Genomic DNA, 16,693 nt, shown 5'->3' with positions numbered 1-16,693 from the left:
AGCCGCTTAATTATTTACACTTAATCAAATAGATCAAATAAAGGATACGACTCAGGATAGGCCGCTAAAATGGCTGGATCATTCCAGATTTGATCAAATAGCGCATTAATTTGTTGCACATCTTCAATCAATTGCAGCAGAAAATCATTATTAAACGCAAAATCGCCACCTGCTTCAATGCTCACATGATCAACTGAATTCAATGCATAAACTACCTGAATCTCGCCACTTCTGCCCTGTACTTGAAGCTTCAAGCGAAAGTTATTAACTTTCATATAGGCAAAATCGCTGTTCAATTCTGCATCATGGGTGCGCAGCGTCAGCCAAGGCCTAAGCTGTTCAGCAAAGCGCTTAAGGGTTGCGCGATTAAACCAACAATCAAAATGATCAACCTGAAGCCAACGATCCTTAATGTTTAGACGAACCAAAACCATTTGATTTGGCAGATCAAGCTCAACAAAATGCAAGCTAAGCCGCTGCGTAGTACCCAAACCAATGATTAGCGGTTTAATCTCCATTGCTTTTCCCTCCAAATGTATACGCCGATTAACGAACAGCTTGCTTGGAATATTAATTCATATTTTATTTTTGCCAACATTAGACCAGGTATGCTAAACTAGCATCAATACAATTATGGGGCTGCCCGATTCTTCCCCACGGGCATATGCATGGATACAATCGAATTCATCCACCTCCAACCTTCCGACGAGATCGAAATCATTATCAACGGAATCCCACTACTCACTCATGTTGCCAACATCGAACAACATTCGCTTGATCCTCAAGACCCATATCAAAAAGCTGGCGATCACATCAATATTCAGACTTACTATTTTGCGCAATTGAATCCACAACGTGGCTATTTAGTCTGTTATGATCAATTGCCACTCCTTCGTTGTTGTAATATTTGCGACAATCCATCGATTATTAGCCATATGACGGTCACAGCGGAGTTAGTTATTTGGCACACCTTTGATCGATGCTTTAACAACTATAGACCCTATCCATGGGCATACAATGGGCTTGGTCCATTTATCTTTGATCGGCAGCAATACACTAGAGCGTGGCAACAAGCGGCCCAAGCGATCTTTTCAAACGTGATCGGATCCGATTTATTCTATGATGGTGGGTATTATGGGTGGGCGCTTCGCATTAAGGATAATCATGCGGCGCTGCTTAGTGCTGGCCAAACAATTAGCCTGAATTATGCAAACACGACTGGCGAATTTCGTTCTGTTGATCGCTATCAGGAACATCGCTGGCGGCTTGATTGTATGCGCGAGCATGCGTATTTAGTCTGCGAAGGTACTAGCCATTACGAACGCATAATCTTCGCTCACGATTCAACTATCTTTACGCAGTGGTTTGGCGCAAAACTTGATGATTATGTGCAATTATGGCAAAATCCACGCTTGCACACCAAGCTTTTCAATGCCTACCGATGGGATGTTGCCCAAGCCTATATCATCACCTTACCAATCGCGTTGACTGTACTTGTTCCTCAGCAAAGCTACCAAGTTGTAGAAGCCATCGATTTAACTATCGAACGCTATCAGCGCTTGCTTCAATGATAGGTGGAACTTATATTTTTCAGCAACACAGAATTTAGGTACTTTCCCTCACCCCAACCCCTCTCCCGTCCAACGGGAGAGGGGCTTTAAATCCATGGTTCTTAGCAATTCGTCGGTAAAAACTTCTGCTCCCCCTCGCTCGCGTGCAGTGGGAGAGGGGGTTGGGGGGGTGAGGGAACCACGCCTGTCAATTCAACGAAAACTATTCCTCGCTCTTTTTCTTGAAATCGACGAAGCGATAGCCAACGCCACGCTCGGTCAAAATATAATGCGGATTTGCTGGATCGTGCTCGATTTTTTGGCGCAAGTAGGTTACATACAAGCGCAAATAATGGCTTTCATCGCGATATTCCGGACCCCAAACTTTGGCAAGCAAGGTTTCGTGGGGCATTACAAAGCCAGCATTTTGCACCAGATGATAGAGCAAACGATATTCAGTTGGGCGCAGGCTAATTCGTTCGCCATTGACCAACACTTCACGCCGATCAAAATCGACTGTCAAGCGATCGTCGATTTTGGTGGTTGAAACTGCTTGAGTTGGAGTAACATAATGGCGGCGTAACACAGCCCGCAAACGGCTTACCAACTCACGATGGCTAAACGGCTTGCCAATATAATCATCAGCGCCAAGCTCCAAACCACGAATCCGATCATCTTCTTCGTCTTTGGCAGTGAGGAAAATCACCGGGATTGCAGAAAACTCACGCAAGCGGCGCAAGGTTTCGTAGCCATCCAAGCCAGGCATCATAATATCCAACAGCACAGCGTCGGGCATATCTTCGCGCACTTTTTCCAGCGCTTTGCGGCCATTTTCGGCGCTAATCACGCGGCAACCCTCGGCTTCAAGGTTTACGCGCATAAATGTGACCAGCCGTGGTTCATCATCAACCACCAGAATGAGCTTATCGCGTAGCTCAACATTGAATGTATCCACAACAGACTCCTTCTGTAGGCGAATGTTTAAGCCAATAGTTAATCAACAATTGCAAACATCAGCCCACCTTCGGCAACCAGCGTGCCATCAACCGTGGCTTTAGCTTGGCCCTTGCCAATGCGGCGGCGCATTTTATCGAGGCTTACTTCTAATTTCAGTGTATCACCAGGCGTAACTGGACGTTTAAAGCGAAAATCATCGATCCCAGCAAACATCGCAATTTTGCCAGCATACTCTGGCTGGCGCAAAATGATGAATGCCCCGACCTGGGCCAAGGCCTCAACAATCAATACGCCAGGCATTACTGGCCGCCCGGGAAAGTGGCCAGCAAAGAACGGCTCGTTCATGGTGACGTTTTTTAGACCAACCGCGCGCACCCCATCCTCAAGCTCTAAAATCCGGTCGATCAACAGAAAAGGCGGGCGGTGGGGTAGGGTGGCCAAAATATCCTCAATATTAAACATCGCAACACTCCTAGCGGCTTTCAAAACCTCTCACAAAGCTCTCAGATAGCCTAGCCCCTAGTGTAACCGAGCCTAAAGCCAGCGGCAAATCCGTTGACGCTGGTATGGTTTTCGGGTATGCTTTGGCTACGCGATAACTTTCACAAACACCGAATTTATGTAGGAAGCGTGCTATGACGCACACATTAAAACAATTGGAAATCCCAAGCACGTTACGCAATGATCTGCAAGCCGTCGAAGATCGCATTATGCATCGGGTCGAATCCCAATCGGCGCTGATCACGGCTGCTGGTCAACACATTGTTAGCTCCGGTGGTAAGCGTTTGCGGGCCATGATGGTTCTGCTTGCTTCACAATTAGGCCAGTACCGCTTGAGCGATAGCTTGCATGCAGCAACCGCCGTTGAGTTGATTCATGCAGCGAGTTTGGTTCACGACGATTTAGTTGATGATGCCGACCGCCGCCGGGGCAAAGTTACCGTCCATGCCAAATGGGATCAGGGCGTAGCATTGATGGTTGGGGATTACCTGTTTGCGGTTGCTGCTGGCGAAATGGCGCTAGCTCCCGACCCACGGGTGATTCAGATTTTCGCTGAATCGGTTATGACGATTTCAGCCTCTGAATTGCACCCTGTCATGGCGACGCTGCCCACAGCCATAGCCCTTGAACAATATTATGCCAAAATCGGTGGCAAGACCGCAGCCTTGTTTGAAGCTGCTGCCGCAGCTGGCATGGTTTGTGGCGGTGGTAGCCCAGAAGAAATTGAGGCTGCTGCCCGCTATGGCTACGATATTGGCTTGGCCTTCCAAATTGTCGATGATATTCTCGATTTCGTCAGCACCGAGGAAACGCTGGGCAAGCCTGCTGGCAACGATTTGCGCGAAGGCACCATTACCTTGCCATTAATCTTGGCAGTCAAGGATCATCACGAACATCCCTTAGTTAATTTGCTTGATCAATACGAGCAATTAAGCGATGCCCAAGTTGAACAAGCAATTAGCCAAGTTAAGCAGCTTGGTGGTATCGATCAAGCAATCGCCGAAGCGCGTAGCATTACCCAACGCGGCCTCGCAGCGCTTGATATTTTCCCACCATCGGCTGCTAAAGAGCTGTTGCGCGAAATCTCAGAGTATGTGCTCGACCGACATTTCTAAGCTGCGCTAGCTTGGTTGAGTCAACCCAAATCTAGCACCTCGACAAAACCCTGTTGTATTGCAGCAGGGTTTTGTTTATCCCAAAATCCAGCAAGTACCTTATCCAAGATCCATTTTACATCCATTTGGTTGTTCTATGATTTAGATAACACTATTGAGTATCTATAAAAATATCGCATCGAATGGAGCTTCAATGAACAAGCAGATTTACTGGCGGAGTATCGCAATTGTTGTATTATGTGCTGGTTGTAGTTCTCATGGCCCGAAGCGTACAAGCATGCCCAAGATACCCTATCCTGCTTCAGCCAACTTCCAGCACGAGCCTACCCCGCTTGGATTGAACCAACCTAGCCGAACAATCACCTATACAACTGAGCTTTCAACAGCTGAAATAGTTCAGTATTATGTAAATGAAACGAAATTAGGTGGCTGGGATAAAGTATTTATTAGAGAACCAGATCATACGTTAGAATTAGCTTCAATGGAGTGTCCGATTATTGCAATGACCGTGATCATGTCTCCAACCACACTATACACCAACGTTTCCCTTCACTTCAGCCAAGATGATTGTATTTAAACATAGGTAGCCTAGAACTCATTGAGGGAATCGCCATGACAATCGTTCATTTAGCCCCAGTTACCCGCGAAAATTGGCAGGCATGTTGTGAATTGAGCTTGCCCGCTGAGCAACAAGATTTCGTCGCCTCCAACCTTTATTCAATTGCTGAGGCCCAGTTTTACCCAACCATGCACGTACGGGCGATTATGACCCAAGCAGATACATTGGTTGTCTTGGCGGTCTATGGCCTTAGCCCAAACACTGGCCAATATCGCATCGCCCGCTTGATGATCGATCAGGCCTTTCAAGGCCAAGGCTATGGCCGCGCCGCAATGCAGGCGATTTTGGCGGAGGCAGCAGCGTTAGGCACGATCGATCAGGTCTGGCTATGCTATCGCGAGCACAATCATGCCGCCCGTTATTTGTATCAATCCCTCGGTTTTCAGGAGCAATCCTGTGATGCGAATGGTCGAATTGTGGCCATGTATCCATTAGCAACCCATGATAAAGAGCAGCAAGCAGCCAATTGTAGCGGCATACCGCTTGCTTAATGCCAGCCCAAGCGCACATATCAGGAGCATTCAGACCATGGATTTGAATAGTGGCTATCCGTTTTGGGCCGTTAAAAATGGCTTGTTAGGCACGTATCCTCGTCTACAACAGGATCTCAATTGCGAAGTGGTGGTGATCGGTGGCGGCATTAGCGGCGCACTGATCGCCCATTATCTGACTGAGGCCAATATCGAAACCGTTGTGCTCGAAAAACGCGAGATTGCTGGTGGCAGCACCAGCGCCAGCACGGCCTTGTTGCAATATGAAATTGATACGCCACTAACTGAATTGGTCAAATTGGTGGGCGAGCAAAACGCCGTTCGCGCCTATCAACTTTGTCGCGACGCAATTGATAAGGTTGCTGAGGTTGCGCAAAAGGTCGGTGTAGCAGACCATTTTTCATATAAGACAAGTTTATATCTTGCTAGTAGTCGTTGGCATGTCAAACAATTACGCCAAGAATATGAGCTGCGCAAAGCTAACGGTTTTAATTTGGATTTTCTGGAGAAAGGCGCGATTGGCGAACGCTTTAGTTTTAACGCTCCCGCAGCCTTATATTCCTACAACGCAGCCGAAGTTGATGCTTTTCAGCTAGCCCACGGCTTATTCAAGCATGCTGCCCAACGTGGCGCGCAGATTTTCGATCGCACGAGTGCCAAGGAATGGCATGCCGATAGCGCTGGCGTGACGGTGACGACTGATACAGGCTGTCGGATTCATGCCAAATATTTAATTTTGGCTGCTGGCTACGAAGCTCAAAACTATATCAAGCAAACATTGGTCAAATTTCGCAGTAGCTATGCGATTGCCAGCGAGCCGTTGAGCGATTTCAGTGGCTGGCACGAGCAATGTTTAATTTGGGAAAGTGCGCGACCTTATGTCTACATGCGCACCACCAGCGAAGGTCGGGCGATTATCGGCGGCGAAGATGATCGAATTGATATTCCGGCCAAGCGTGATGCCTTGCTTGAACGCAAAGCAGCCAAATTAAGCAAACGTTTTAATAATTTTTTCCCGCATATTCCGCTGCACGTTGATTATCGCTGGGCTGGCACGTTTGGCGAAACCAGCGATGGCTTGCCTTATATCGACCATTTGCCCGACCAACCGCGCATTTTGCTGGCCCTGGGCTATGGCGGCAATGGCATTACCTATAGCATCGTTGCTGCCGAACTGCTACGCGATCGGCTGTGTCAACGCCCAACCCCCGATGCAGCGATCTTTCGGCTCGATCGCCATTGAAGCCAAATTGGGCAGATTGCCCAAACCACGCTAAAAGTCATTTGTCACAAGCAATTGACTATGCTATAATCGCCAACCGAACTGTGGAATATCAGTGAATACGCGATTCTCATCGAGATGGGCGGAGGGACTGGCCCGACGAAGCCCGGCAACCCCAATTTTTTGGAAGGTGCAAAATCCTGCAGGTTCGGCCTGATAGATGAGTTGACGCATGCGGGCCTCTCTTTTGAGAGGTTTTTTTGTGTAATGCAACCAATGACTGACGTACTTAAAACTGTTTGGTGGGACGATGTGCCATGCTTGATCGATCAATTGCGCTTGCCAGCAACGCTGGATATTGTGCGTTGTGAGGATTTAAACAGCGTTATCGAAGCGATTCGCTCAATGCAAGTGCGAGGCGCGCCAGCAATTGGTATTACGGCGGCATATGGCATGGCGCTGGCTGCTAAACGCAGCACGGCCCAAACCAGCAGCAAATTGATCGAAAAACTTGCGAAGGCCAAAAGCCTGCTTGATGCAGCGCGACCTACGGCGATCAACTTGGCGTGGGCTACGCAGCGGATGCTCGATATAGCACAGGCAAATGCGCAGCTTGAACCTGATCAATTGCGTCAACGCTTATTGGCCGAAGCCGAAACCATTCGCGACCAAGACGAGGCCATGTGCCGCGCCATTGGCCAACATGGCAAAACGCTTTTGGCCCAAACGCGCAATGTATTGACCCACTGCAATGCTGGTGGTTTGGCTACTGCCGCCTATGGCACAGCGTTGGCCCCAATTCGGGCAGTGCACGAGGATGGCCAGCCAATTCACGTTTGGGTTGATGAAACGCGGCCATTTTTGCAGGGCGCACGCCTTACCGCGTGGGAATTGCAGCAGGCAGGCATCGATCTTACCTTGATTACCGATAACATGGCCGCCTATTTTATGCAGCAAGGCCATGTTGATTGCATTATTGTTGGCTCGGATCGGATTGCGGCCAATGGCGATGTTGCCAACAAAATTGGCACCTATGGTTTGGCAGTTTTGGCCAAAGCGCACAACATTCCACTGTATGTTGCAGCGCCAACGTCGACCATTGATTTGCAGACTGCCACTGGGGCGGCAATTCCAATCGAGCAACGCTCAACTCAAGAAGTAACCCATATCGGGCAACAGGCAATTGCCGCAGAAGGCATCAAAGTAGCGCATCCAGCCTTTGATGTGACCCCTGCGCACTTGGTTACGGCAATTATTACCGAACAGGGTATTGCCTACCCGCCATTTGCCGAACAATTACAAACCATGGTCGAGGCTGCCAATGCCGCCAACGCTCGCCAGTGAGTTTCGTTGCCAAGCAATCGCACCATTTGATCTGCCCTACACCAATCAGGCAAGTGCATGGGCAGCCCAAATGCGATGGACGCAAGGCTATCCAATTGCGCCAACCTTTGTCGCTCAACCCTTATGGAGTTTGAGCACCCATGGCTTTCCTGGCTTGAACAGTGACCCACATTTTGATCTAGCCCAACTCGAACGTCAGCTTGAAGCCCATCAATTGGCCTATCTCGAAAATACGGTTGGCCATGTGGCAGTTGACAGCGTTGAACAATTGCTTGATCATACACCGTGGCTCAATGATCGCCAATTGCGGCCCCAAGCGTTGGGTTTTGGCTTGTATGGCCCGTTAAGTTTGGGCCTAACCTTGGTTGATGATCAAGAACGCCCATTATTGGCCGATCAACGCTTGCGCGAGGTCTTGACACAACATTTACACTTACGGATTGGTTGGCTGGCTCGTGAATTACGCATTCACGACATCCAAGGCTGGGTCTGTTTGATTGAGCCATTTTGGAATGCCCAAGCCCAGCCATTTAGCCCAATCAGCCAAGCAGAAGCCTATGGCTTGTTGGCCGAAACCATTCAGCATAGCCCAATTGCCTGTGGCATCGCGCCCACAGGAGCGGCTGTCGATTGGCAGCTGTTGATCAAAAGCGGCATGCGGGTGTTGGTTTGTGCCAAAGAGCAACGCCAAGAGTTGCTGGCATGTGGCAAATGTATCAATGAATATTTGGAAAACGGCGGGGCGATTATCTGGGAATGTTTGCCCAGCGATCCCGCTCAGCTGGCCGAAATGACGGTCAGCGCTGTGGTCAACGAATGGACTGAATTATTACGTGATGCACTCGATCGTGATATTCTCAACAGTCGCATTCTTGATGGCTCGTTATTAACGATTGCGCAGGGCCTTGCTCAACACGAGCCAAGCCACGCCGATCACGCGCTTGGCCTGTTGGCCGAGGTTAGCCGCGTCATTCGGACGCACTATAAATTGCAGTGAGCGCTGCTATCCACGTAGCATAGCGGCGATATCGTTACTCATATTAGGAGTATGTTCGTGCGGATTGTTGTAGCTGGATCAATTGCCTACGATTACATTATGGTGTTTCCTGGGCAATTCAAAGATCATATTTTGGCCGATAAAGTTCACGTCTTGAGCGTGAGCTTCTTGGTAGAGTCGATGAAGCGCATGCGTGGCGGCACAGGGCCAAATATTGCCTATAACTTGGCCTTGCTTGGCGAACGCCCTACCGTTATGGGAACCGTCGGCGAAGATTTCAGCGAATATCGAACCTGGCTCGAAAACGCTGGGGTTGATACTGGCTTGATCAAAGTTATCGAAGGCGATTTCACCGCCTCGTGCTTTATCAACACCGACCTTTCCGACAACCAAATTACGGCGTTCTATCCAGGTGCAATGGCCCAAGCCCATCGCCAGCGCTTGCCACTCGATGGCCATCGCCCAGATTTTGTGATTATTGCGCCTAACGATCCTGCTGCCATGGCGCAGTTGGTGATCGAATGCCAAGCCAACAATATTCCCTACTTGTATGACCCAAGCATGCAAGCACCCCGCATGAACGGCCCTGAATTGCTGGCCGGCTGCCGCAGCGCCGCAGCCTTGATCGGCAACGATTATGAATTTGCCATGATGGCAGAAAAAATTGGCTGCACCGAGGAAGAATTGCATCAAGTCGTTGGCCTAACGGTTGTTACCAAAGGCGGCGAAGGTGCTACAATCTACCACAATGGCCAAGTTTATGAGATTCCAGTGGCCAAGGCAACCGTAGTTGCCGACCCAACTGGAGCAGGCGATGCCTTCCGCGCCGGATTTGTGCGAGGCTACTTGGCAGGTTTGCCCATGCCAGTCGCCGGTCGGATCGCCAGCTTGACAGCATGCTATGCCATCGAGCATCACGGCACGCAAGAACATCGCTACACCAAAGCCGATTTCGTGGCTCGCTACGAAGAAAATTTTGGTGCCGAACCACTTTTAGCTGAATTATTCGGCTAAATCAACCATGGTCATGTCAGTAATGCTACGCTGGTAGCTTACGATTCAGGTATTCAGGGGTGCAGTTCATCCTTCATCCCTTTGACTTCATACTTTTATTAAGGAGTTTTTCGTGGCTAAGGATTTCGATATTAAAGATATTAAGCTCGCCGACGAAGGTATGCGCCGCATTGCCTGGGCCGAGCAAGAAATGCCAGTCTTGCGCCAATTGCGCGAACGCTTCAGCAAAGAACGTCCACTTGAAGGCATCAAAATGTCGGCATGTTTGCACGTTACCGCTGAAACCGCAAACTTGATGCGCGCCTTGCAAGCTGGTGGCGCTGATATTGTGTTGGCAGCTTCAAACCCACTTTCAACCCAAGATGATGTTGCCGCAGCATTGGTGCAATATGACGAAATCCCCGTCTATGCCATCAAGGGCGAAGATAACGCAACCTACTACAATCACTTGAAAGCCGCCCTTGACCACGCTCCACATATCACCATGGACGATGGTGCCGACCTCGTGAGCGCCGTCTTGAAAGATCGCCGCGAATTGTTGCCAAACTTGATTGGCTCAACCGAAGAAACCACCACCGGCGTTATTCGCTTGCGCGCTATGGCCAACCAAGGCGTGCTCGAATTCCCTGTGATCGCGGTCAACGACAGCCAAACCAAGCACTTGTTCGACAACCGCTATGGCACTGGCCAATCAACCCTCGACGGCATTATCCGCGCAACCAACGTGTTGATCGCTGGTAAAACGGTGGTTGTTGCTGGCTACGGCTGGTGTTCAAAAGGGATCGCGATGCGCGCCCATGGTCTTGGCGCAAACGTCATCGTCACCGAAATCGATTCAATCAAAGCCCTCGAAGCTGCAATGGACGGCTTCCGCGTGATGCCAATGGTTGATGCAGCGCGCATCGGCGACATCTTCATCACCGCAACTGGCGATATTCACGTCCTCGACGGCGAAGATTTCGCTGCCATGAAAGATGGCGCGATTGTTTGTAACTCAGGCCACTTCAATGTTGAAATCGATATTCCAGCTTTGGAAAAAATGGCTGTTGAAAAGAAACAACCTCGCCAATTCATCGATCAATACGTTATGGCCGATGGTCGCCGCATCAACTTGTTGGGCGAAGGCCGCTTGATCAACTTGGCTTCGGCTGAAGGTCACCCAAGCGCCGTGATGGATCAATCATTCGCCAACCAAGCCTTGGCCAGCGAATACCTCTTGACCAACAAAGGCAAATTGGAAAACAAAGTCTACGCTTTGCCAGTTGAAGTTGACCAAGAAATTGCCCGCTTGAAGCTCGCCGCAATGGGCATCAGCATCGATGTCTTGACCGAAGCTCAAGTAACCTACCTCAACTCATGGGAAGAAGGCACCTAGTCTAATTCCGCCGTTGCGGTATAAACCTGAAGTATCAAGTGCGATACAATCCAGTAGCAGAATTGGGTTTAGCAATCAACCCAATTCTGCTACATCACAATGGAGCGATCATTATGGATGCACAGCTAACAGTTATTTTTGATGGAGAAGTATTTCGGCCTACAGAACACATTGATCTTAAGCCAAATACGACCTATACCATTACTGTGCATACTGATGAGGCATTAGAACCAATCAATGCTTGGGATGTATTGCAGGAATTGACTGGAACAATAACAATGCCTCAAGATTGGTCGGAAAATCATCAACACTATCTCTATGGTGATAAGGATACATCGAGCTAATGGCACTTCAGCGAGTTTTTGTCGATACAGCATTTGTTCAAGCATTACTTAATAAAAATGATACCTATCATCAGCAAGCACGCAAGTTATTACCGTATATCCATCAGTCCCACCAAGTTTGGATCACAGAAGCAGTATTAACTGAAATTGCCAATGCATTAAGTGGCTCACTAAGAAGTAGTGCTGTTCGATTTATAAACTCTTGTTATACAACACCAAATATTGTTGTACAATCAGTATCAACTGATTTATTTCATAAAGGTGTTGAATTATATTATCAACGTGATGATAAACAATGGGGTTTAACTGATTGTATTTCTTTTGTTGTAATGCAAGAACAAGGCTTGTATGAGGCCGCTACTTCGGATAAACACTTTATCCAAGCTGGTTTTACTGCATTGCTCCTCAATACTTAATTGCTGCTAGGAGATAAAACTCAATGGACGCAACAACATTTATGCGTGCTCCACAGTTCTTCTTCACCTCAGAATCGGTGACTGAAGGACACCCCGATAAAATTTGTGACCAAGTTTCCGATGCGATCTTGGATGAATTGTTGGCCCAAGACCCAATGTCGCGGGTGGCTTGCGAAACCGCTACCACCACTGGCTTGATCGTCGTTCTTGGTGAAGTTACCACCAAGGGCTATGTTGAAGTTCAAGACATTGTGCGCAAAGTCGTCAGCGACATCGGCTACACCCGTGGCAAGTTCGGCTTCGATGCCGAAACCTGTGGGATTATCGTTGCTTTGCACGGCCAATCGCCCGACATCGCCCAAGGTGTTGATGTGGCCTTGGAAGTCCGCGACGATCAAGCAAGCCGCGAAGCTGAAATTGAAAAAGTTGGCGCTGGCGACCAAGGTATGGTCTTCGGTTTTGCGTGTAACGAAACCGATGAATTTATGCCTTTGACGATTTCGTTGGCTCACCAATTGACCCGCCGCTTGGCCAAAGTGCGCAAAACCGGCGAAGTCGGCTACTTGCGCCCAGACGGCAAGAGCCAAGTAACCGTCGAATATAGCCACGGCAAGCCCGTGCGCGTTGATACTGTGTTGATCTCAACCCAACACGACCCCAACGTTGATAACGAACGCATCCACAAAGATGTGATCGATTTGGTAATCAAGCCAGTCATTCCTGAAGGCATGCTCGATGAAAACACCAAGATTTTCATCAACCCAACCGGTCGCTTCGTAACCGGTGGCCCAATGGGCGACTCAGGTTTGACTGGCCGCAAGATTATCGTTGATACCTACGGCGGCGTTGCTCGTCACGGTGGCGGCGCATTCTCAGGCAAAGATTCAACCAAGGTCGACCGCTCAGCTGCTTACGCTGCCCGCTACGTTGCCAAAAACATCGTGGCCGCTGGCTTGGCCGATCGCTTCGAATTGCAAGTTAGCTATGCCATTGGCGTTTCAAAGCCATTGTCAATTTCGTTCGAAACCTTTGGCACCGCCAAAGTCAGCGACGAAAAATTGTTGGAACTGATCAACAAGCACTTCGATTTGCGCCCAGGCGCGATCATCCGCGATCTTGATCTGCGCCGCCCAATCTATCGCCAAACCGCTGCCTACGGTCACTTTGGCCGTGCCGACATCGATTTGCCATGGGAACGCACCGACAAAGCCGAAACCTTGCGCGCCGAAGCTGGCCTGTAAATTTCAGCAAATTCTAGCCAAGAGCTACCTATAAAATGGTGGCTCTTGGCATTTTAGGAGCCAAATCATGTTAATTCGCCCTGAAACCAGCGCCGACATTGCAGCCATCACCACGATCAATCAACAAGCCTTTGGCCGCAATGGCGAAGCCGATTTAGTTAACCAATTACGTCAAGTAACGCCCATCATTTCCTTAGTTGCCGAATTAGATGCGCAGTTGGTTGGGCATATTTTGTTCAGCCCTGTGCAGTATGATCAAGCGCCAAACAGCATCACAATTTGGGGCTTAGGCCCGTTAGCAGTATTGCCAAGCCAACAGGCCAAGGGCATTGGTTCGGCCTTGGTCAATGCTGGGCTTGCAGCTTGTCGCCAAGCCCAAATTCAGGCCTTGGTTGTGTTGGGCGGGCCTGAGTATTATCAACGCTTTGGCTTTCAAGCTGCTGCCAACTGGAATCTGCGCTGCCATTATCCGGTTGCTGCCAAGTTTTTTATGGCCCAAGAATTAGTTGAGCACGCATTGGCAGGCTTGGATGGAACAATTTCCTATCACCCAGCCTTTGATGCAGTTTAAGCCTGTAACCTTGCCCAAACGCTGGCGTATTAAAGCCAAATAATGCAGGGAGAATGTTTATGGATACACTATTTTGGGGCATTGCGCTTGCGGTTATCGGCCTGATCATCGCAGTCCACGTAGCCCATTTATCCAAACAAGAAGAAGCCAAACAAACTGCCAAACAGCGCTACCAACAAGCGTTGCATCAAGCGCGTACAAACCCTGACGCTGCCAGTTCACAAAACCTAGCCCAAGCCCGTGGCAAGAAGTATATTGAACTGCTAGAGGCCGAGCGCCGTCAACGTGTATACAATGATCAGTCTACATGGCAGGTTGATGCAGAGCTGATACGGGCGAAACAACAGCTCGTTATTAGCCGCCACCAGCGCAACCAAGGCCCAACCTCGTACGCCGAGTGGCAACAGCAAAATCAGCAACAGCAATAATCAAAGCGAACATAAGCAACCATCTCCAACAGATGGTTTTTTATTCAATCCAAAAAACGAAAATATGTTCTATTATAGAGCGGTGTTTTCAAGGAGGAACGAATGAATAACCAAGCTAGTTGGACTGATGGAGCGATTAGCGCAATTACCCTCTTCGTGCCCGATGCGATTATGCAGAGCACAAGCCAGTTTTATCAGCAAACATTTGGCTTGCCAATGGTCTTCAGCGACGAGAATTCCATGGTTTTTCAATTTGGCTCAACATTGATTAACCTGCTCACCGAGAGCGCAGCAGTTGAATTGCTTGCGCCGATGGCTGTGCCCAAAGCCGATACACGCGCCTTATATACGATTACCGTTGCTAATACCGATGCAGTCTATGCAGAATTACGTGAGCGTGGCGTTGAGTTTATCAATGGGCCAATTGATCGCTCGTGGGGCGTGCGTACCGCCAGCTTTGCCGACCCTGCTGGCCATCTCTGGGAGCTAGCTCAACAGATCTAAGAGTTATTCGGCAGCTAGCCCTCTATGTTTCAATCACAACCAGCTAGCTGTTGCCCCTACCTACCCCTAGAAAATCCTCGCTTAGGCATTGGTGTATCATTCTGAGCAACAAACCGTGGCTTAGCCAAAAGACAAGGATCGCAAACTAATGCACGTGCGCTTTATAACAATTGATTTCGCTGCAATCAAACCAGCCATCGCTGAATATTATGTTCAGCTGCCAACCCATGTCGATTCATTCTTCGAGGATCGTTTACTGCATGCAGCGTGGTATCAGATTATGCTTGATCAGGCAGTTATTGGCTTAGCCGCAGTGCATGATGCAAGCATGCTGGTGCATTTTTCGCTGCAACCTGGCTATCAGCAGTATGGCCAAATTGCTTTTGAGCAAGCCAAAAAATTAGCCAATGTGCAAGCTGCCTTTGTGCCAACCAACGATCAATGGTTGCTGAGCCATGCGCTCGATCAATATCGTCAATTGCAGAAACAAGCCTATTTTTTCCAAGCCAATCACCAAAACGTGCCCGAAGCAAGCCCGAACGAACAGCTCAGGCTTGCAACTGAAGCCGATATTGGGCTGATTACTGAGCATGCCAGCGATTTGTTTGATCAAATTCCGCAACGAGTGGCGTGGCAACAGCTGTTTTGTTTTAGCATTAATGACGAGATTATTGGCTTTGGGATTATCGAGCCAAGCAGCATCTATCACCAGGTGGCCAGCATTGGCATGCACATCAATCTGGCCTATCGTCAGCAAGGCTATGGCACACGCTTAATTCAAGCATTAATTCGCCATTGCCAAAACCAACAAATTCAGCCAATCGCTGGCTGCTGGTACTACAACCATAATTCCAAAAAAACCTTAGAACGGGCAGGAATGGCTAGTGCAACGCGTTTATTACGGATTGAGTTTTGACCAAGCTAGGTTCGATGTGTGGTTTAATAGAGCTGCATGATTAAACACAATGAGGAGTTTTATGCCAATCGGATACCACGCTGGCCGCGCCATCGAGCTGACCCCATCGATCTTATCGGCCAATTTTGCCACCCTTGGAGCCGATGTTCAGGCCGCCGACGAAGTAGGTTGTAGCTGGATTCAGGTTGATGTGATGGATGGCCATTTTGTGCCCAACCTGACCTTTGGTCCACCAGTCATCAAGGCGATTCGGCCATATTTCAAGGGAACGTTGGATGTCCACTTGATGGTGAGCAATCCCGATGTGCTGCTTGAGGAATATGCTGCGGCTGGTGCAAACCATATTACGGTACATCAAGAGGCCAGCGTGCATTTGCACCGCACAATTCAGCGCATTCACGAGCTTGGTTGTACTGCGGGCGTGGCGCTTAATCCAGCTACGCCAGTCAGCAGCCTCGAAGATATACTCGAAGATCTCGATTTGGTGCTGATTATGTCGGTTAATCCTGGCTTTGGCGGCCAGAGTTTTATTGAACGCAGCCTAGCAAAAATTGCAGCCGTGCGCAATTTGCTTGATCAACGCAAGCATGAGGCGGTGATTCAGGTCGATGGTGGGGTTAAACCAAGTAATATTGCCCAGATTGTGCAGGCAGGGGCGACTAATCTGATTGCAGGCTCAGCCTTTTATTCGTCAACAATCACGCCTCACCAAGCGTGGGATGCCTTTGTCGCCGCTTTGGCATGACTTAAGTCACCCGCTAAATCACCCATTATAGGGAATGTCAGAATAGGAGCAATGGCCTATACTTCTTCCATCTCCTTCTCCTCTCTTCTCTCGCTAGAACCCCGCAACTGCGGGGTTTTGGCGTTAAAGAATGTTTTTTAAATGCGGTGCTGGCCGCTTGGTAAAGTCCCACGTTTACCAAGCGGCCAACTGCCCTGATGCTTCCAAACCACAGGAGCGCCGCAATGAGAGTGTGTAGGCTTAATATAGCAAGCACCAGTTCCAAAGCCTGTTCCAAGTGGGTAGCATTTTGGTTCCAACAGCTTTAGCAACGCAAAAACCTCAACCCCAGCCAAAACTGTCA

At 49.0% G+C, this 16,693-nt stretch carries 20 protein-coding genes and 1 riboswitch; of the genes, 17 read left to right on the top strand and 3 right to left on the bottom strand.

Going from position 1 to position 16,693, the window contains the following annotated elements; translation table 11 throughout:
- Positions 1-20: 20 nt before the first annotated feature.
- Complete coding sequence (locus ACFMKP_RS07420; RefSeq protein WP_382290465.1) at positions 21-518, bottom strand: hypothetical protein; 498 nt, start codon at positions 516-518, stop codon at positions 21-23.
- Positions 519-668: 150 nt separating this feature from the next.
- Here ACFMKP_RS07420 and ACFMKP_RS07415 point away from each other — a divergent pair, with 150 nt between their 5' ends.
- On the top strand, positions 669-1,571 hold the full coding sequence (locus ACFMKP_RS07415) for a hypothetical protein (RefSeq protein ID WP_382290463.1): 903 nt from the start codon (positions 669-671) through the stop codon (positions 1,569-1,571).
- Positions 1,572-1,773: 202 nt separating this feature from the next.
- Here the strand turns inward: ACFMKP_RS07415 and ACFMKP_RS07410 are convergent, their stop codons facing one another.
- Together ACFMKP_RS07410 and fabZ are read right to left on the bottom strand one after the other, a co-directional pair.
- Positions 1,774-2,505 (bottom strand): response regulator transcription factor, encoded by a 732-nt coding sequence (locus tag ACFMKP_RS07410; protein WP_382290461.1) that lies wholly within the window; start codon positions 2,503-2,505, stop codon positions 1,774-1,776.
- Positions 2,506-2,543: 38 nt separating this feature from the next.
- Positions 2,544-2,969 carry a 3-hydroxyacyl-ACP dehydratase FabZ gene (gene fabZ / locus ACFMKP_RS07405; RefSeq protein ID WP_382290460.1) on the bottom strand — a complete coding sequence of 142 codons (426 nt, stop codon included), beginning with the start codon at positions 2,967-2,969 and terminating at the stop codon, positions 2,544-2,546.
- A 173-nt stretch (positions 2,970-3,142) separates the two neighbouring features.
- Here fabZ and ACFMKP_RS07400 point away from each other — a divergent pair, with 173 nt between their 5' ends.
- The 16 genes from ACFMKP_RS07400 to rpe all read left to right on the top strand — a co-directional run bounded on the left by ACFMKP_RS07400 (position 3,143) and on the right by rpe (position 16,350).
- The gene (locus tag ACFMKP_RS07400) at positions 3,143-4,123 is read left to right on the top strand and encodes a polyprenyl synthetase family protein (RefSeq protein WP_382290457.1); all 981 of its coding nucleotides are present in this window, start codon (positions 3,143-3,145) and stop codon (positions 4,121-4,123) included.
- Positions 4,124-4,316: 193 nt separating this feature from the next.
- Positions 4,317-4,700: a hypothetical protein gene (locus ACFMKP_RS07395; RefSeq protein ID WP_382290455.1), complete on the top strand. Its 384-nt coding sequence runs from the start codon at positions 4,317-4,319 to the stop codon at positions 4,698-4,700.
- A gap of 35 nt (positions 4,701-4,735) precedes the next feature.
- Entirely contained in the window at positions 4,736-5,233 is a 498-nt protein-coding gene (locus ACFMKP_RS07390) for a GNAT family N-acetyltransferase (protein WP_382290453.1), read from the top strand.
- A gap of 37 nt (positions 5,234-5,270) precedes the next feature.
- Positions 5,271-6,476: an NAD(P)/FAD-dependent oxidoreductase gene (locus tag ACFMKP_RS07385; protein WP_382290451.1), complete on the top strand. Its 1,206-nt coding sequence runs from the start codon at positions 5,271-5,273 to the stop codon at positions 6,474-6,476.
- A gap of 106 nt (positions 6,477-6,582) precedes the next feature.
- Positions 6,583-6,682, top strand: a riboswitch (SAM riboswitch).
- A gap of 49 nt (positions 6,683-6,731) precedes the next feature.
- The gene (mtnA, locus tag ACFMKP_RS07380) at positions 6,732-7,799 is read left to right on the top strand and encodes an S-methyl-5-thioribose-1-phosphate isomerase (protein ID WP_382290688.1); all 1,068 of its coding nucleotides are present in this window, start codon (positions 6,732-6,734) and stop codon (positions 7,797-7,799) included.
- Positions 7,777-8,796, top strand: a complete 1,020-nt coding sequence (locus tag ACFMKP_RS07375; protein WP_382290449.1) for a hypothetical protein — start codon at positions 7,777-7,779, stop codon at positions 8,794-8,796. The genes mtnA and ACFMKP_RS07375 overlap by 23 nt, the downstream gene beginning before the upstream one ends.
- Positions 8,797-8,847: 51 nt before the next feature.
- A complete protein-coding gene (locus tag ACFMKP_RS07370; RefSeq protein WP_382290447.1) occupies positions 8,848-9,810 on the top strand; it encodes a carbohydrate kinase family protein in 963 nt (320 codons plus the stop codon).
- Between the two features lie 112 nt (positions 9,811-9,922).
- On the top strand, positions 9,923-11,185 hold the full coding sequence (gene ahcY, locus ACFMKP_RS07365) for an adenosylhomocysteinase (RefSeq protein ID WP_204756966.1): 1,263 nt from the start codon (positions 9,923-9,925) through the stop codon (positions 11,183-11,185).
- Positions 11,186-11,298: 113 nt separating this feature from the next.
- Positions 11,299-11,529: a hypothetical protein gene (locus tag ACFMKP_RS07360; protein WP_382290445.1), complete on the top strand. Its 231-nt coding sequence runs from the start codon at positions 11,299-11,301 to the stop codon at positions 11,527-11,529.
- On the top strand, positions 11,529-11,945 hold the full coding sequence (locus tag ACFMKP_RS07355) for a type II toxin-antitoxin system VapC family toxin (RefSeq protein ID WP_382290443.1): 417 nt from the start codon (positions 11,529-11,531) through the stop codon (positions 11,943-11,945). The genes ACFMKP_RS07360 and ACFMKP_RS07355 overlap by 1 nt, the downstream gene beginning before the upstream one ends.
- A 23-nt stretch (positions 11,946-11,968) precedes the next feature.
- Entirely contained in the window at positions 11,969-13,186 is a 1,218-nt protein-coding gene (metK, locus tag ACFMKP_RS07350) for a methionine adenosyltransferase (RefSeq protein WP_382290442.1), read from the top strand.
- A 67-nt stretch (positions 13,187-13,253) separates the two neighbouring features.
- Complete coding sequence (locus tag ACFMKP_RS07345; protein ID WP_382290440.1) at positions 13,254-13,757, top strand: GNAT family N-acetyltransferase; 504 nt, start codon at positions 13,254-13,256, stop codon at positions 13,755-13,757.
- A gap of 59 nt (positions 13,758-13,816) precedes the next feature.
- A complete protein-coding gene (locus tag ACFMKP_RS07340) occupies positions 13,817-14,185 on the top strand; it encodes a hypothetical protein (protein WP_382290438.1) in 369 nt (122 codons plus the stop codon).
- Positions 14,186-14,287: 102 nt separating this feature from the next.
- Positions 14,288-14,689, top strand: coding sequence for a VOC family protein (locus tag ACFMKP_RS07335; RefSeq protein ID WP_382290436.1), 402 nt, complete (start codon positions 14,288-14,290; stop codon positions 14,687-14,689).
- Between the two features lie 148 nt (positions 14,690-14,837).
- Complete coding sequence (locus ACFMKP_RS07330; RefSeq protein ID WP_382290434.1) at positions 14,838-15,605, top strand: GNAT family N-acetyltransferase; 768 nt, start codon at positions 14,838-14,840, stop codon at positions 15,603-15,605.
- 61 nt (positions 15,606-15,666) lie between these two features.
- Positions 15,667-16,350 carry a ribulose-phosphate 3-epimerase gene (rpe, locus tag ACFMKP_RS07325; protein ID WP_382290432.1) on the top strand — a complete coding sequence of 228 codons (684 nt, stop codon included), beginning with the start codon at positions 15,667-15,669 and terminating at the stop codon, positions 16,348-16,350.
- Positions 16,351-16,693 lie beyond the last annotated feature (343 nt).

Source organism: Herpetosiphon sp. NSE202 (genome assembly GCF_042688385.1).
Classification (GTDB): domain Bacteria; phylum Chloroflexota; class Chloroflexia; order Chloroflexales; family Herpetosiphonaceae; genus Herpetosiphon.
Note: the sequence above shows the minus strand (reverse complement) of the source record. Positions and strands in the feature narration are given on the sequence as shown.

Bases quoted from the DNA above. Each gene is read 5' to 3' on its own strand.
- ACFMKP_RS07360 (WP_382290445.1), top strand. From the start codon at position 11,299: ATGGATGCACAGCTAACAGTTATTTTTGATGGAGAAGTATTTCGGCCT.
- ACFMKP_RS07375 (WP_382290449.1), top strand. From the start codon at position 7,777: ATGCCGCCAACGCTCGCCAGTGAGTTTCGTTGCCAAGCAATCGCACCA.
- rpe (WP_382290432.1), top strand. From the start codon at position 15,667: ATGCCAATCGGATACCACGCTGGCCGCGCCATCGAGCTGACCCCATCG.
- metK (WP_382290442.1), top strand. From the start codon at position 11,969: ATGGACGCAACAACATTTATGCGTGCTCCACAGTTCTTCTTCACCTCA.
- ACFMKP_RS07330 (WP_382290434.1), top strand. From the start codon at position 14,838: ATGCACGTGCGCTTTATAACAATTGATTTCGCTGCAATCAAACCAGCC.
- ACFMKP_RS07395 (WP_382290455.1), top strand. From the start codon at position 4,317: ATGAACAAGCAGATTTACTGGCGGAGTATCGCAATTGTTGTATTATGT.
- ACFMKP_RS07415 (WP_382290463.1), top strand. From the start codon at position 669: ATGGATACAATCGAATTCATCCACCTCCAACCTTCCGACGAGATCGAA.
- ACFMKP_RS07370 (WP_382290447.1), top strand. From the start codon at position 8,848: ATGTTCGTGCGGATTGTTGTAGCTGGATCAATTGCCTACGATTACATT.
- ACFMKP_RS07355 (WP_382290443.1), top strand. From the start codon at position 11,529: ATGGCACTTCAGCGAGTTTTTGTCGATACAGCATTTGTTCAAGCATTA.
- ACFMKP_RS07340 (WP_382290438.1), top strand. From the start codon at position 13,817: ATGGATACACTATTTTGGGGCATTGCGCTTGCGGTTATCGGCCTGATC.
- mtnA (WP_382290688.1), top strand. From the start codon at position 6,732: ATGACTGACGTACTTAAAACTGTTTGGTGGGACGATGTGCCATGCTTG.
- ACFMKP_RS07335 (WP_382290436.1), top strand. From the start codon at position 14,288: ATGAATAACCAAGCTAGTTGGACTGATGGAGCGATTAGCGCAATTACC.
- ACFMKP_RS07400 (WP_382290457.1), top strand. From the start codon at position 3,143: ATGACGCACACATTAAAACAATTGGAAATCCCAAGCACGTTACGCAAT.
- ACFMKP_RS07420 (WP_382290465.1), bottom strand. From the start codon at position 518: ATGGAGATTAAACCGCTAATCATTGGTTTGGGTACTACGCAGCGGCTT.
- ACFMKP_RS07345 (WP_382290440.1), top strand. From the start codon at position 13,254: ATGTTAATTCGCCCTGAAACCAGCGCCGACATTGCAGCCATCACCACG.
- fabZ (WP_382290460.1), bottom strand. From the start codon at position 2,969: ATGTTTAATATTGAGGATATTTTGGCCACCCTACCCCACCGCCCGCCT.
- ACFMKP_RS07385 (WP_382290451.1), top strand. From the start codon at position 5,271: ATGGATTTGAATAGTGGCTATCCGTTTTGGGCCGTTAAAAATGGCTTG.
- ACFMKP_RS07390 (WP_382290453.1), top strand. From the start codon at position 4,736: ATGACAATCGTTCATTTAGCCCCAGTTACCCGCGAAAATTGGCAGGCA.